This is a genomic window from Pseudonocardia sp. DSM 110487 (assembly GCF_019468565.1).
GTDB lineage: Bacteria > Actinomycetota > Actinomycetes > Mycobacteriales > Pseudonocardiaceae > Pseudonocardia.
Map to the genome: position 1 here is coordinate 1 of NZ_CP080521.1, position 14,318 is coordinate 14,318.

9 protein-coding genes, 2 tRNA genes and 1 pseudogene are annotated in these 14,318 nt (G+C 70.2%); all 12 read left to right on the forward strand.

Annotated features, from left to right (window positions below; all coding sequences use genetic code 11):
• The 12 genes and pseudogenes from dnaA to K1T35_RS00060 all read left to right on the forward strand — a co-directional run bounded on the left by dnaA (position 1) and on the right by K1T35_RS00060 (position 14,315).
• Entirely contained in the window at positions 1–1,596 is a 1,596-nt protein-coding gene (gene dnaA, locus K1T35_RS00005; protein ID WP_220258149.1) for a chromosomal replication initiator protein DnaA, read from the forward strand.
• A 1,874-nt stretch (positions 1,597–3,470) separates the two neighbouring features.
• Positions 3,471–4,628, forward strand: coding sequence for a DNA polymerase III subunit beta (gene dnaN / locus K1T35_RS00010; protein WP_220258150.1), 1,158 nt, complete (start codon positions 3,471–3,473; stop codon positions 4,626–4,628).
• A gap of 27 nt (positions 4,629–4,655) precedes the next feature.
• Positions 4,656–5,612: pseudogene (gene gnd / locus K1T35_RS00015) on the forward strand (phosphogluconate dehydrogenase (NAD(+)-dependent, decarboxylating)); the annotation flags it as partial.
• A gap of 3 nt (positions 5,613–5,615) precedes the next feature.
• Positions 5,616–6,746 (forward strand): DNA replication/repair protein RecF, encoded by a 1,131-nt coding sequence (gene recF, locus K1T35_RS00020; RefSeq protein WP_220258152.1) that lies wholly within the window; start codon positions 5,616–5,618, stop codon positions 6,744–6,746.
• 84 nt (positions 6,747–6,830) lie between these two features.
• Complete coding sequence (locus tag K1T35_RS00025; RefSeq protein ID WP_220258153.1) at positions 6,831–7,421, forward strand: DUF721 domain-containing protein; 591 nt, start codon at positions 6,831–6,833, stop codon at positions 7,419–7,421.
• Between the two features lie 268 nt (positions 7,422–7,689).
• Entirely contained in the window at positions 7,690–9,669 is a 1,980-nt protein-coding gene (gene gyrB / locus K1T35_RS00030; protein ID WP_220258154.1) for a DNA topoisomerase (ATP-hydrolyzing) subunit B, read from the forward strand.
• Positions 9,670–9,717: 48 nt separating this feature from the next.
• Complete coding sequence (gyrA, locus tag K1T35_RS00035) at positions 9,718–12,216, forward strand: DNA gyrase subunit A (RefSeq protein ID WP_220258155.1); 2,499 nt, start codon at positions 9,718–9,720, stop codon at positions 12,214–12,216.
• A gap of 47 nt (positions 12,217–12,263) precedes the next feature.
• A complete protein-coding gene (locus K1T35_RS49675; protein WP_370645287.1) occupies positions 12,264–13,244 on the forward strand; it encodes a DUF3566 domain-containing protein in 981 nt (326 codons plus the stop codon).
• A gap of 62 nt (positions 13,245–13,306) precedes the next feature.
• A tRNA-Ile gene (locus K1T35_RS00045) sits at positions 13,307–13,380 on the forward strand.
• Between the two features lie 45 nt (positions 13,381–13,425).
• Entirely contained in the window at positions 13,426–13,545 is a 120-nt protein-coding gene (locus K1T35_RS00050) for a DLW-39 family protein (protein ID WP_220258156.1), read from the forward strand.
• A gap of 50 nt (positions 13,546–13,595) precedes the next feature.
• A tRNA-Ala gene (locus K1T35_RS00055) sits at positions 13,596–13,668 on the forward strand.
• A 203-nt stretch (positions 13,669–13,871) separates the two neighbouring features.
• Positions 13,872–14,315, forward strand: coding sequence for a VOC family protein (locus tag K1T35_RS00060; protein WP_370645288.1), 444 nt, complete (start codon positions 13,872–13,874; stop codon positions 14,313–14,315).
• The last annotated feature ends 3 nt before the right edge of the window (positions 14,316–14,318 follow it).

The following is a 14,318-nucleotide window of genomic DNA, read 5'->3' on the forward strand; positions in this document are numbered from 1 at the left end:
GTGGCCGACCAACCAGGTGACTTGGGACAGGTCTGGAACCGCGTCATCGCCGATCTTTCGGGCGCGGCGGCAGGCTCTGGTCCCCAGTCGCTCTCCCCGCAGCAGCGCGCCTTCCTCCGGCTCACACGGCCGCTCGGTCTGATCGACGGCACAGCCCTGCTCGCGGCTCCGAGCGAGTTCGCGAAGGACGCGATCGAACGCATCCTGCGGCGGCCGATCAGCGACGCGCTCGGCCGGCACCTGGGCGTCACGGTGAACCTCGCTGTCGTCGTCGACGCCTCCGCTGCCTCCGGCGGCACCGAGGTGCCCGACCCGCCGGGAGCTGTCACGCGCTCCGCGCTCGCTTCCGCCGCCACCGACCACCTACCTGTCGAGCAGCCGGCCGATCCCGTCGGCTCCGACGGGATCGCACTGCACACCACAGGCCCCCTCGACGCCGTTCTCGACACCGACGGCGCGCGCACGAACGGCGGCCCGCGCGAGTCCGGCGACGGGCGGACCCCCGAGGTGTGGCCTACCTATTCCGGCCCTCCTGCCGGCGAGGCCGTCACCCCGCGCTCGCAGACGCGGCTGAACGAGAAGTACACCTTCGACACGTTCGTCATCGGGGCGTCCAACCGGTTCAGCCATGCCGCTGCGGTCGCCGTGGCCGAGGCGCCTGCGCGCGCGTACAACCCCCTCTTCATCTGGGGCGACTCCGGGCTGGGCAAGACCCACCTGCTCCACGCGGTCGGCCACTACACGCAGCGGCTGTTCCCCGGCATGCGCGTGCGGTACGTCTCCACCGAGGAGTTCACCAACGACTTCATCAACTCGCTGCGCGACGACCGGAAGGTGGCGTTCCAGCGCCGCTACCGCGACGTCGACGTGCTGTTGGTGGACGACATCCAGTTCCTGGAGGGCAAGGAAGGGACCCAGGAGGAGTTCTTCCACACCTTCAACACCCTCCACAACGCCAACAAGCAGATCGTCGTCTCCTCGGACCGGCCGCCGAAGCGCCTCGAGACGCTCGAGGACCGGATGCGCACCCGGTTCGAGTGGGGCCTCATCACCGACATCCAGCCACCAGAGCTGGAAACCCGCATCGCGATCCTGCGGAAGAAGGCCGCGCAGGACCGCCTCGCCGTCCCCGGCGACGTCCTCGAGTTCATCGCCGAGCGCATCGAGCGCAACATCCGAGAGCTCGAGGGCGCGCTCATCCGCGTCACGGCGTTCGCGTCGCTGAACCGGCAACCGGTCGACACGCAGCTCGCCGAGATCGTGCTGCGCGACCTCATCCCCGACTCCGCGGCGTCCGAGATCACCGCGCCCACGATCATGGCCGTCACCGCCGAGTTCTTCGGCGTCACGATCGACGAGCTCTGCGGACCGGGGAAGTCGAAGGCACACGCCCAGCCCCGCCAGATCGCCATGTATCTGTGCCGCGAGCTCACTGACCTCTCCCTGCCCCGCATCGGGCAGACCTTCGGCGGCCGCGACCACACCACGGTCATGCACGCCGACAAGAAGATCCGCAACGAGATCGCCCAGCGCCGCAAGACCTTCGAGCAGGTCCAGGAGCTCACGGCGCGGATCAAGCAGCGCGCTCGCCACTGATACACCGGGCGCTGTTGCCGGGTCCCGTCCGGTGGTGGCCGCGCCCATGATCCGCAATATCGGTTGCTCATGGCTGCGGCGACAGCCATGGACAACCGCTACTCGCGATCTTCGCTTCCATGATCCGGAGTTTCGGGTGCTCATGGTCGTGGCAGCAGCCGTGGACAACCGCTAGTTCGGATCATGCCCGCCGCCGGTCGAGGGCCGGGGTGGGTCAGGGCGCGATCCTGCCGATCCATCGGGTCGGGCTGGTCGGGCCCCTGCCGGTGGGCGCGCCGTTCCCGGCCCGGGCCCGCCTGCGCCCGCCTCGTGATCCGGGCCTCGCGCGTGTTCCCTCCCGTTCACCTCGACGCCGTCGCCGTGCGGAGGTGGCTGGGTTGGGTGCACTACCGAACCCTCGGGTTGCTCGGACGGCCGTCCCCGACTGGGGGGCACGCCCGTTCTCGACGAGACCACCGCGGTTCGGGTGCCACGCGACCGGCTGTGGTCCCGACCCTCCACCCCAGCCCTCTCCCGGATGATCACGGCCAGACCACCCCAAGGACAGTGCCCGTGCGCAGGTCCATGATCAGCAGGAACGGGACGCCAGCCGCAGGTGGTGCAGCTCCGGTCCCGATTCCGCTGATCACGCCCCAGATTCCAGGGGTGGCCAGTGGGCGAGGATCGGGACCACAGCCAGTCAAGTGGCACCAAAATTGCGGTGGTCTCGTCGTGAACGGGCGTGCCCCCGCGTCGGGGACGGCTGCCCGAGCAACCACATGATTCGGTAGTGCACCCAACCCGGCCACCTCCATGAGGCGGGGGTTGAGGTGAACCGGCGGGAACACGACGGCGGCCGAGGGCTGGTGGGTGAGCGCCGGGTGGCCCGGGCCGGGAACGGCGCGCCCACGAAAGACCCGGCACCCGACCGCACCCCCGGGGTGCGTTCCGCGGAACGCACCGCGACCCAGGCGGTGATCAGCGGCTCGGCGCGAAACCCGACGCCCCACGTCGGGAAAGGCGCCAAGCTGACGATCACAGGCTGCCGCCGGCCCGGCCCTGTGTCGCCCGGTGCGCGCGTTCTCGGGTGGCGCGCCCGGTCGACGGGGTGGCTGGCCGGTGACCAGGTGCGTCGACCGGCACGGGTTGCACCGGTGTCGGCGGCTCCGCCGTGCCGAGATGATCCCCAAGGCCTGCGATCAGAAGAACGATCACGAAGTCCGGCCGTAGTACTGGGGCGCCGTCCCAACTCGACCGCCGGGAGCGGGATGGTCGCTCCCCGCACACGGGCATCCACGCTCGCGTCACCACTCCCGGTCACGAACCGTCGTCACCCGGGTGCGGCGAGAGAGCACAACGGCTTGCTCAGAGTGAGGATCGACGGTCGGATCCGGTCGCGCAGCGTCCCCACCCGACCACTCTTCACCCACATCTGGGGACAACTCTGTGGATGGTCGCCGAGAGGCCGGTGGACGGATCGTGCGCGAACGGTGGAAAACCGGTGTCCACAGCGGGGACAGTTGACCGCTCCGCGCAGTCATCCACCGGCAACCTCATCCGCCCACGGGTGCGCCCACCCAGCCCTCCCCACCCGGACACGGCCACTGACCAGCGCGAACGTGACCCATCCACACTATGCACAGGCCCTTCTACTACTGCTGGATCTCTCTCTTTGAACATCTAAGAAAGAAGAAGCGACGTGGATGGAGTCGGACGGGCGATCCCGATCGGGTAGCCCATGGCCGGGATGACACCCGCCGTCCGGAGGCTCTACGGTGGGTCTCCCCGGCCCGGGTCCTCCCGGCACCGCGGCGGCGTCCGGGCGCCGCACCCACAACGCCCGCCGGCATTCCAGCCGGCGACCCTGAGTCGTCCCCAGCGTGAGAGGTCCCCTCATGAAGTTCCGGGTCGAACGCGACGTCCTCGCAGACGCCGCCGCCTGGGTGGCCCGCAGCCTCCCGGCGCGACCGCCGGTCCCGGTGCTCGGCGGCGTCCTGATCGAGGCCAGTGGCGGGGGAGACGGCGACCGCCTCACCGTCTCCGGGTTCGACTACGAGACGTCCGCGCGGGTCGAGCTCGACGCGACGATCGGCGACCCGGGCCGCGTCCTCGTCTCGGGCCGGCTGCTCGCCGACATCACCCGCGCGCTTCCGTCGAAGCCAGTCGATCTCGTCGTCGACGGGTCCCGCGCCACGATCAACTGCGGGAGCAGCCGGTTCAGCCTGCCGACGATGCCGGTGGAGGACTACCCACAGCTGCCGGCCATGCCCCAGCTCGCCGGCAGGGTCGCCGCTGGCGAGCTCGCCGAGGCCGTCGCGCAGGTCGCCGTCGCGGCAGGCCGCGACGACACGCTGCCGATGCTCACCGGCATCCGGCTCGAGATCGAGGGTGAGCAGCTCACCCTCGCCGCCACCGACCGGTTCCGGCTCGCCGTCCGCGAGCTGGACTGGACCCCGGAGGACGACGCGCAGTCGAGCGCGGTGCTGATCCCGGCGCGCACGCTCGCCGAGGTCGCGAAGACGCTCTCCGGCGCGGGCACCGTGGAGATCGCGCTGTCGGCAGGCGACGGCATGCTGGGCATCACGGGTGCCGGCAGACGCGCCACCACCCGCCTTCTCGACGCCGAGTTCCCGCGGTTCCGCCAGCTGATCCCGGCCGAGCACACGAGCGCCGCCGTGATCGAGGTTGCCCCGCTCGTCGAGGCGATCAAGCGCGTGGCGCTGGTCACCGATCGCGTCGCGCAGGTCCGGATGGAGTTCGCCGACGACGGGCTGCGCCTCGCCGCGGGTGGCGACGACGTCGGCAGCGCCGAGGAAGAGCTTCCGTGTGAACTCGACGGCGCGCCGCTCGTGATCGCGTTCAACCCCGGGTACCTTCTCGACGGCCTCGGTGCACTGCACACCGAGCGGGCACAGCTGACGTTCACCACGCCGAACCGGCCTGCTCTCGTGCGGCCGGTGCCCGCGCCAGCGAAGGACGCGTCCACGGAGGAGACTGCGGAACCGATGCCGGGGTACCTGCACCTGTTGATGCCAGTGCGGCTGCCCGGCTGAACGCCGCGCGCACCCCGATTCCAGGAGAGACGAGAAGTGCAACTGGGACTCATCGGCCTGGGCCGAATGGGCGGAAACATGCGCGACCGGCTGCGCGTGGCAGGCCACGAGGTGGTCGGCTACGACCCCCGGCCCGAGGTGAGTGACGTCGAATCGCTGACCGCGCTCGCGAAGGCGCTCACGGCGCCGCGGGTGGTGTGGGTCATGGTCCCCTCAGGTGAGCCGACGCGCGGCACCGTGCGCGCGCTGGGCGACGTGCTGGAGCCCGGTGACCTCGTGATCGACGGGGGCAACTCGCGCTACACCGACGACGGGCCCAACGCCGCGCTGCTCGACGAGAAGGGGATCGGCTACCTCGACGTCGGCGTCTCGGGCGGGGTCTGGGGCAAGGCCAACGGCTACGGGCTGATGGCGGGTGGGTCCGCCGACCACGTCGAGCGGGCCATGCCGATCTTCGACGCACTACGCCCTGAGGGCCCCCGCGAGGAGGGCTTCGTGCACGCGGGCCCGGTGGGCGCCGGGCACTTCTCGAAGATGGTCCACAACGGCATCGAGTACGGGCTCATGCAGGCCTACGCCGAGGGCTTCGAGCTGCTGCAGGCCGCCGAGCTGATCACCGACGTGCCCGGCGTGCTCCAGGCGTGGTCGCGCGGCACCGTGGTGCGCTCGTGGCTGCTCGACCTGCTCGTCGTCGCGTTGAAGGAAGACCCGGGCCTCGTGAAGCTCGACGACTACGTCGAGGACTCCGGCGAGGGGCGCTGGACGATCGAAGAGGCCATCAAGCACGCCGTGCCGCTGCCGGTGATCTCCGCTGCCCTGTTCGCCCGATTCGCCTCCCGGCAGGACTCCTCGCCCGCGATGAAGGCGGTCGCGGCGCTCCGCCAGCAGTTCGGCGGGCACGCGGTGCGCTCGGCCGCCGGGCCGGCCGGAACGCCCGGTGAGCACGCCGGCCCGAGCTCGGGCACCGGCAGCACCCACAATTAGTCGGTGTACCTGCGCCGCCTAGCCGTCACGGACTTCCGCTCGTGGGAGAGCGCCGAGCTCGACCTGCAACCGGGGGTCACGGTGCTCGTGGGGCCGAACGGGGTGGGCAAGACGAACCTCGTGGAGGCGGCCGGATACCTGGCCACCCTCGGCTCGCACCGCGTCGCCGCCGATGCGCCGCTCATCCGGCGCGGGGCACCGCGAGCACTCGTGCGCGGAGTAGTGGTGCACCAGGGCCGAGAGCTGACCGTCGAGCTGGAGATCGCGCCGGGACGGGCGAACCGGGCCAGGGTGAACCGTGCTCCAGCGAAACCACGGGACGTGCTGGGCATCCTGCGCACCGTGCTGTTCGCCCCCGAGGACCTCGCGCTGGTGCGCGGCGACCCCGGGGAGCGCCGCCGGTTCCTCGACGACCTCCTCGTCTCGCGGTTCCCGCGATACGCCGCCGTCCGCTCCGACTACGACCGGGTGCTGCGGCAGCGCTCCGCCCTGCTCAAGACCGCACGCGGCGGGGGCGACATGCGCACCCTCGACGTGTGGGACGGCCACCTCGCCCGGCACGGCGCCGCTCTGCTCGCGGGCAGGCTGGAGCTCGTCGGCGCCATCGCCCCCCGCGCGGTGGACGCGTTCGCCGAGGTCGCCCCGACCTCCGACCCGATCTCCGTCGGCTACCGGTGCAGCATCGAGGGCGAGCTGCCGGGGGCGGTGGACGAGCTGGAGCCACTCCTCATCGACGCGATGGGCCGGATGCGGCGGCAGGAGGTGGAGCGTGGTGTGTGCCTCGTCGGCCCGCACCGCGACGACCTGGAGCTGCGACTCGGGGACGGCCCCGCCAAGGGGTACGCGAGCCACGGGGAGTCATGGGCGCTGGCGCTCGCGCTGCGGCTCGCCTCGTACCGGCTGCTGTGCGACGACGACGTCGAGCCGGTCCTCGTGCTCGACGACGTGTTCGCGGAGCTCGACTCACGTCGCCGTACCGCCCTCGCCGACGTCGCCCGTCGCGCCGAGCAGGTGCTGGTCACCGCGGCGGTGGCCGAGGACGTCCCCGACGCGCTCGACGGCGACCGATTCGCGGTGAGCGGAGGGCACATCGAGCGGCTTACGCAAGAGTCCACGTCAGGAGGCCGGCTGTGACGTCGCCCACCTGGGGACAAAGGTGTGGATACTGTGGATAACTTTCGTCGCACTGGTGATGACGAGCAGAAACGACCGCCCATCGTGCCCGGGGAACCGCCCGCCGCGCCCCATTCGAGGGCGGTTGTCCCCAGCCCTGGGGATGAACAGGGGGAGACCGCTGGTCGTGGCCGCGGCGCGGATCTGGCCCGCGAGGCACTGCGCGCGGCACGGGAGGCCAGCGCCGAGCGAGCGGCCAAGCGCACCGCCGAGAAGCAGGGTCGCAAGCCGGCCAGCTCCCGCGGCCGCCGCAGGCGATGGTCGGGCCCCGGCCCGGACGAGCGTGATCCGCAACCCTTCGGCCGGGTGGTCTCGCGAGTTTCGCTGGACCGCGGCTGGTCGCCGCGCCTGACCGACGCCACCGTCCTGGGCCGCTGGCCGCACCTCGTCGGCGCCGATATCGCCGACCACTGCACGCCGCTGTCGTTGCGGGACGGGGAGCTCGTGCTGCAGGCCGAGTCCACGGCGTGGGCAACGCAGCTGCGCCAGCTGCAGCGCCAGCTGCTCTCCCGGCTGGCCGGTTCCGTGGGGAAGGACGTCGTGCGCCGGATCCGCGTGGTCGCACCGTCCGGGCCGAGCTGGAGGCACGGGCCGAGGCACGTCCGCGGCAGGGGGCCTCGAGACACGTACGGATGACGTCGATCGCGCCATGCGGCGATTCAGGGCGACGTGACGGCGCCGTAGCCCGTTTCATCCCCCGTCGCAGCCGATCGAACCCGTCCAGGTTCCCAATCGGCTGTCTGCGACGATTCTGGGGGTGTCCTAGCCGCGTTCCTGTCAAGCCGCCCCGGTATGATGGAGACGAGTTCCCGGGCGCTCCCCGATCGCCCGGTCTAGAGGCTCTGACACGGGGGCGTTGTCGTGCGCCCGGTCCGGGCCGTCATGGCGAGGAGACAGGCTGCCCGTGCCGGAGAAGAAGAACGCCTACAGCGCGTCGTCCATCACCGTTCTCGAGGGTCTCGAGGCGGTCCGTAAGCGGCCCGGCATGTACATCGGCTCCACCGGTGAGCGGGGGCTGCACCACCTGATCTGGGAGGTCGTGGACAACGCCGTCGACGAGGCGATGGCGGGCCACGCCACGCGCGTCGAGGTCACGCTGCAGGAGGACGGTGGCGTCCGCGTCGTCGACGACGGCCGAGGCATCCCGGTCGGCATGCACCCGGTGGAGAAGAAGCCCGCTGTCGAGATGGTGCTCACCATGCTGCACGCGGGCGGCAAGTTCGACAGCGACTCCTACGCGGTGTCGGGCGGTCTGCACGGCGTCGGCGTCTCGGTGGTCAACGCGCTCTCGGTCGCGCTCGACGTCGAGATCCACACCGACGGCTTCGTGTGGCGCCAGCACTACGCCCGCTCGGTGCCCGGTCCGCTGCGCAAGGGCGAGCCCACCCAGCGCACCGGCTCCTCCGTCACGTTCTGGCCCGACGGCGACATCTTCGAGACGCTCACGTTCAACATCGAGACGATCCGCCGTCGCCTGCAGGAGATGGCCTTCCTCAACAAGGGCCTCACGATCATCCTGCGCGACGAGCGCAACGGGCATCCGGCCGAGGAGGAGGAGCCCGACGCCGAGGGGTACGTGGCGAAGGTCAAGGAGTACACCTTCTGCTACCCCGGCGGGCTCGAGGACTTCGTCGCCCACCTGAACAAGTCGAAGGACCCGATCCACAAGAAGCTCGTCTCGTACGCCGCCGAGGCTGAGGGCCACGCGGTCGAGGTGGCGATGCAGTGGAACTCCGGGTACACGGAGTCGGTCTACACCTTCGCCAACACGATCAACACCCACGAGGGCGGCACCCACGAGGAGGGCTTCCGCTCCGCGCTGACGACCACCGTCAACAAGTACGCGCGCGACAAGAAGCTGCTCAAGGAGAAGGACCCGGCGCTGTCCGGCGACGACATCCGCGAGGGCCTCGCCGCGATCGTCTCGGTCAAGCTGAAGGAGCCCCAGTTCGAGGGGCAGACCAAGACCAAGCTCGGCAACACCGAGATCAAGTCGTTCGTGCAGCGGGTCAGCAACGAATGGATCGCCGACTGGTTCGAGCGCAACCCCACCGAGGCCCGCACCATCGTCAACAAGGCGGTGCAGTCCGCGCAGGCGCGGATGGCGGCGCGCAAGGCCCGCGAGCTGGTGCGGCGCAAGAGCGCGGGTGACATCGGCGGTCTTCCCGGCAAGCTCGCCGACTGCCGCTCCACCGACCCGTCCAAGTCCGAGGTCTACATCGTGGAGGGCGACTCGGCGGGGGGCTCGGCCAAGTCCGGCCGCGACTCGATGTACCAGGCGATCCTGCCGATCCGCGGCAAGATCATCAACGTCGAGAAGGCGCGGATCGACCGCGTGCTCAAGAACACCGAGGTCCAGGCCATCATCACGGCGCTGGGCACGGGCATCCACGACGAGTTCGACCTCTCCAAGCTGCGGTACCACAAGATCGTGCTGATGGCCGACGCCGACGTCGACGGTCAGCACATCCGCACCCTGCTGCTCACCCTGCTGTTCCGCTTCATGCGGCCGCTGGTCGAGGCCGGCCACGTGTTCCTCGCACAGCCTCCGCTCTACAAGATCAAGTGGGGCGGCCGGGGCAGCGAGCCGGAGTTCGCCTACACCGACCGCGAGCGCGACGGCCTCATCGAGGCCGGCCGGGCAGCGGGCAAGAAGCTGCCCAAGGAAGAGGGCGTCCAGCGCTACAAGGGCCTCGGCGAGATGAACGCCAAGGAGCTCTGGGAGACCACGATGGACCCGGCCCACCGGCTGCTCATGCAGATCACACTCGACGACGCCGCCACGGCCGACGAGCTGTTCTCGATCCTGATGGGCGAGGACGTCGAGTCCCGCCGATCGTTCATCACGCGCAACGCCAAGGACGTGCGGTTCCTGGACGTGTAGTCCGCGCGCCCGATACCGGAACCGGAACCGTACGAGCAGAGAAGGACGATGACCGACACCTTGGACCCCACGCTGCCCCCGCCGCCGGAAGGCGACCGCACCGAGCCGGTCGACATCCAGCAGGAGATGCAGCGCTCCTACATCGACTACGCGATGAGCGTGATCGTTGGCCGGGCGCTGCCCCTGGTCGAGGACGGGCTCAAGCCGGTGCACCGGCGGGTGCTGTACTCGATGGGGGAGAACGGCTTCCGGCCGGATCGCTCGTACGTCAAGTGCGCGCGCGTCGTCGGCGAGGTGATGGGTAACTACCACCCGCACGGCGACTCGGCCATCTACGACGCCCTCGTCCGGCTCGCCCAGCCCTGGGCGCTGCGGTACCCGCTGATCGACGGGCAGGGCAACTTCGGCTCCCGCGGCAACGACCCAGCTGCCGCCATGAGGTACACGGAGTGCCGGCTGTCCCCGCTCGCCATGGCGATGCTGCAGGACATCGACGAGGACACCGTCGACCTGGCCGACAACTACGACGGTAAGACCCAGGAGCCGCTGGTCCTGCCGTCGCGGGTGCCCAACCTGCTGATCAACGGCAGCGTCGGCATCGCCGTCGGCATGGCTACCAACGTCCCGCCGCACAACCTGCGCGAGGTCGGCGACGGCGTCGTGTGGGCGCTGGACAACTGGGAGGCCAACGACGAGGAGCTCCTCACCGCGCTCATGCAGCGCATCAAGGGGCCCGACTTCCCGACCGCGGGCACGATCGTCGGCCGCGACGGGATCGAGCAGGCCTACCGCACCGGCCGCGGCTCGGTGCGGATGCGTGCGGTGGTCGAGGTCGAGGAGGACGCCAAGGGGCGCACCACCCTCGTGGTCACCGAGCTGCCGTACCAGGTCAACCCGGACAACCTCATCGAGTCGATCGCGCAGCAGCACCGCGACGGCAAGCTCTCCGGCATCGCCGAGATCAACGACGAGTCGTCCGACCGGGTCGGCATGCGGATCGTCATCACGCTCAAGCGCGACGCCGTCGCCAAGGTCGTGATCAACAACCTGTACAAGCACACCCAGCTGCAGCAGGGCTTCGGCGTCAACATGCTGGCCATCGTCGACGGTGTGCCGCGCACGCTCCGGCTCGACCAGATGGTGCGCAACTACATCCGCCACCAGATCGAGGTCATCGTCCGGCGCACCCGCTACCGGCTGCGCAAGGCCGAGGAGCGGGCCCACATCCTGCGCGGCTACGTCAAGGCGCTCGATGCGCTCGACGAGGTCATCGCGCTGATCCGAGCGTCGGAGACGGTCGACGTCGCTCGCCAGGGTCTGATCGAGCTGCTCGACGTCGACGAGATCCAGGCCCAGGCGATCCTGGACATGCAGTTGCGGCGGCTCGCCGCGCTGGAACGACAGAAGATCATCGACGAGCTGGCCGAGATCGAGCGCACGATCGCCGACCTCGAGGACATCCTCGCCCGGCCGGAGCGGCAGCGCACGATCGTGCGCGACGAGCTCATCGAGATCGTCGAGAAGCACGGCGACGAGCGGCGCACGAAGATCGTGGCCGACGACGGCGACGTCACCAACGAGGACCTGATCGCGGTCGAAGATGTCGTTGTGACGATTACTCAGACCGGCTACGCCAAGCGCACCAAGACCGACCTGTACCGGGCGCAGAAGCGCGGCGGGAAGGGTGTGCAGGGTGCGCAGCTGAAGCAGGACGACATCGTCGCCCACTTCTTCGTGTGCTCCACGCACGACTGGATGCTGTTCTTCACGAACAAGGGCCGGGTGTATCGCCTCAAGGCATACGAGCTGCCGGAGGCCAACCGCAGCGCTCGCGGCCAGCACGTGGCCAACCTGCTCGCGTTCCAGCCGGACGAGCACATCGCGCAGGTCATGCAGATCAAGGACTACCAGGCGTCGCCATATCTCGTCCTTGCGACGAGAAGTGGTCTGGTGAAGAAGTCGCGGCTCACCGACTTCGACTCCAACCGCACCGGCGGCCTGATCGGCATCAACCTGCGCGAGGACGACGAGCTCGTGGGAGCCGTGCTCTGCTCGGCCACCGACGACCTGCTGCTCGTCTCCGCGGAGGGCCAGTCCATCCGGTTCGCCGCGAGCGACGACGCACTGCGTCCGATGGGTCGCGCCACGTCCGGCGTGCTGGGCATGCGCTTCAACGAGGGCGACCGGTTGCTGTCGCTCGCCGTGGTGCAGCCGGACACGTTCGTGCTCGTCGCCACAGCAGGCGGGTACGCCAAGCGCACCCCGATCGAGGACTATCCGGTGCAGGGTCGGGGCGGCAAGGGTGTTCTGACCCTCCAGTACGACCGCCGCCGTGGCACTCTGGTCGGCGCGCTCATCGTCGGGATCGACGACGAGCTGTACGCGATCACCTCCACCGGAGGGGTGATTCGCACGACCGCCAGGGAGGTCCGCAAGGCCGGCCGGCAGACGAAGGGGGTCCGCCTGATGAACCTCGGCGAGAGTGCCACGCTTCTCGCGGTGGCGCGCAACGCCGAGGACGACGCGGACGACCAGTCGGCCGACTGAGCTCGCGAGCCGCCCCACCCACCAGTCCCCGAGGAGACGTTCACCTCGTGAACGACACGACGAGCACACCGGACGAGTCCGACGGCCGTGGCCGCGTGGCCACCGGCGAGCAGGCGGCGATCCCGCCGCAGGCGAACGGACAGGCGAACGGAGCGGAGGCCGCGCCCGCTCGGCCCGGCGGTGCTGCTGGGGCGAACGGGTCGGCTCCCGCGCAGTCCGAGGAGGCGCCCGCCGCCGAGCGGCCGGTGGATCCCACGGGCCCGGATGCGCCCACGGCGCACATCCAGCTGCCGCGGCCCCACGGGGGAGCCGGCGGCCCGACGGGGGAGGCGCAGGCGGCTTCGGCGCCGGAGGTGCCGGCGGAGGCCTCTTCGCCGGCTCCCGCGCCCGCTCCGCGTCCGCCGGACCCGGAGCCCGCGCCCGGCCCGATGCCAGGGCCGGGGCCGGAAGCGGCGGCCCCGCCGCCGTGGCACCGGATGTCGGGGGGCGGTGGAGCCACGGAAGCGCCGCCAGAGCCCTCTCAAGAGGAGCAGGACACCACGCTGCTCGACGAGGGCCCCACCGCGTTCCTCGAGCCGCCGGCGCACTACGACGAGCAGCGCGCTGGGTCGGGTGGCTCGGCCGACACCGGCAGCTGGTCCACCGTGCGCTCCGTGCGCAACCGGCCACCACGGCAGGCGGCACTCCAGCTCAAGCGGCTCGACCCGTGGTCGGCGCTGAAGCTGGGCCTCGTGCTGGCCGTCGTGCTGTTCTTCATCTGGCTGGTGGCGGTCGGCGTGCTCTACGGCGCACTCGACGGCATGGGGGTGTGGGACCGGCTCAACGGCACCTACGCCGACCTGGTGTCCGGGGACACCCCCACGGGCAGCCCGCTGATCAGCGCCGGACGGGTGTTCGGCTTCGCCGCGGTGATCGGGGCGATCAACAGCCTGCTCTTCGCCGTGGCCGTCACGGTGGGCGCGTTCGTCTACAACGTGTCCGCCGACCTCGTCGGCGGCATCGAGGTCACCCTCTCGGAGCGGGACTGACCCGAGGGGGTATCCGGTTGAAGGCGGCCGGGGGTGCTGCGGTAGCCTCGTCCCCGGCGCAAGGGCCCATAGCTCAGTTGGTTAGAGCGCGTCGCTGATAACGACGAGGTCGCTGGTTCAAATCCAGCTGGGCCCACTTCCCTGAGCTCCACTCCGGACATCCTTCGGGACAGGTTAGGACGTGATCCTCGTGAAGAAGCTCATCGCCGTGGCAGTCGCTCTCGCCGCGGGCGCCTTCATCTTTTCCAAGGTGCGCGCCTCCCGCGAGACCGACCTCTGGCACGAGGCCACCAAGAACTGAACCCGGGCGACACCGCCCGCTGCTGAGCGGGTAACGTCCCCGTTCAGCCAGGGGACGTAGCTCAATTGGCAGAGCACCGCCTTTGCAAGGCGGGGGTTAGGGGTTCGATTCCCCTCGTCTCCACGCTCGGGCGAACCCTGCTCGCGGAGAGCGTTCGCCCTGTCGCGTGTCGGGTTTCCTCTGGGGGCCAAGCCCCCAGACCCCCGGCCGGGGGCTCCGCCCCCGGAACCCCGATCTCGCGGAGGGCGCTCGCCTACCTCTCGACCACCTTGTCCGAGCGTTCGTCGCGGTCCTCGCGGTAGCTGTGGGCTGTGCGAGGTCATCACGTGGCGCGCAAACCGGGCGGTCGCGGTCACGGCGGCGGCGGTTCCGGTTTGTCCAAGCCCTCCGGGGCGCGCCGCTGTCATCCTGGCCTGGTGATCAAAAGAATCGTCGCTTACGCCGATGGAGACGACCTCGCCGCCTCCCGGGACTTCTACGTCGAGGTTCTCGGGTTCGAGGTTGCGATGGAAGATCCGATCCTTGGCGTCACCTCGCCGACGAACCCCACGGCTCAGGTCCTCATCCCTCCACGCGGGATGGAGAACCCTCCGCCACGTTTCGGGGTCGACCTCGGCGACCCGCACGCGGTTGACGCCGCGCATGCCGAGGTTGTCCGGCGTGGACTGCGCGTCGTGTACCCGCTCACCAACGAGCCATGGGGTGTCCGTCGCTTCTTCATGGAAGATCCCAGTGGCACCGTGATCAACGTGCTCGCTCACCTGTCCTGATCC

Coding starts and splice junctions, on each gene's coding strand:
- dnaN (WP_220258150.1), top strand. CDS start 3,471: ATGAAGTTCCGGGTCGAACGCGACGTCCTCGCAGACGCCGCCGCCTGG.
- gyrA (WP_220258155.1), top strand. CDS start 9,718: ATGACCGACACCTTGGACCCCACGCTGCCCCCGCCGCCGGAAGGCGAC.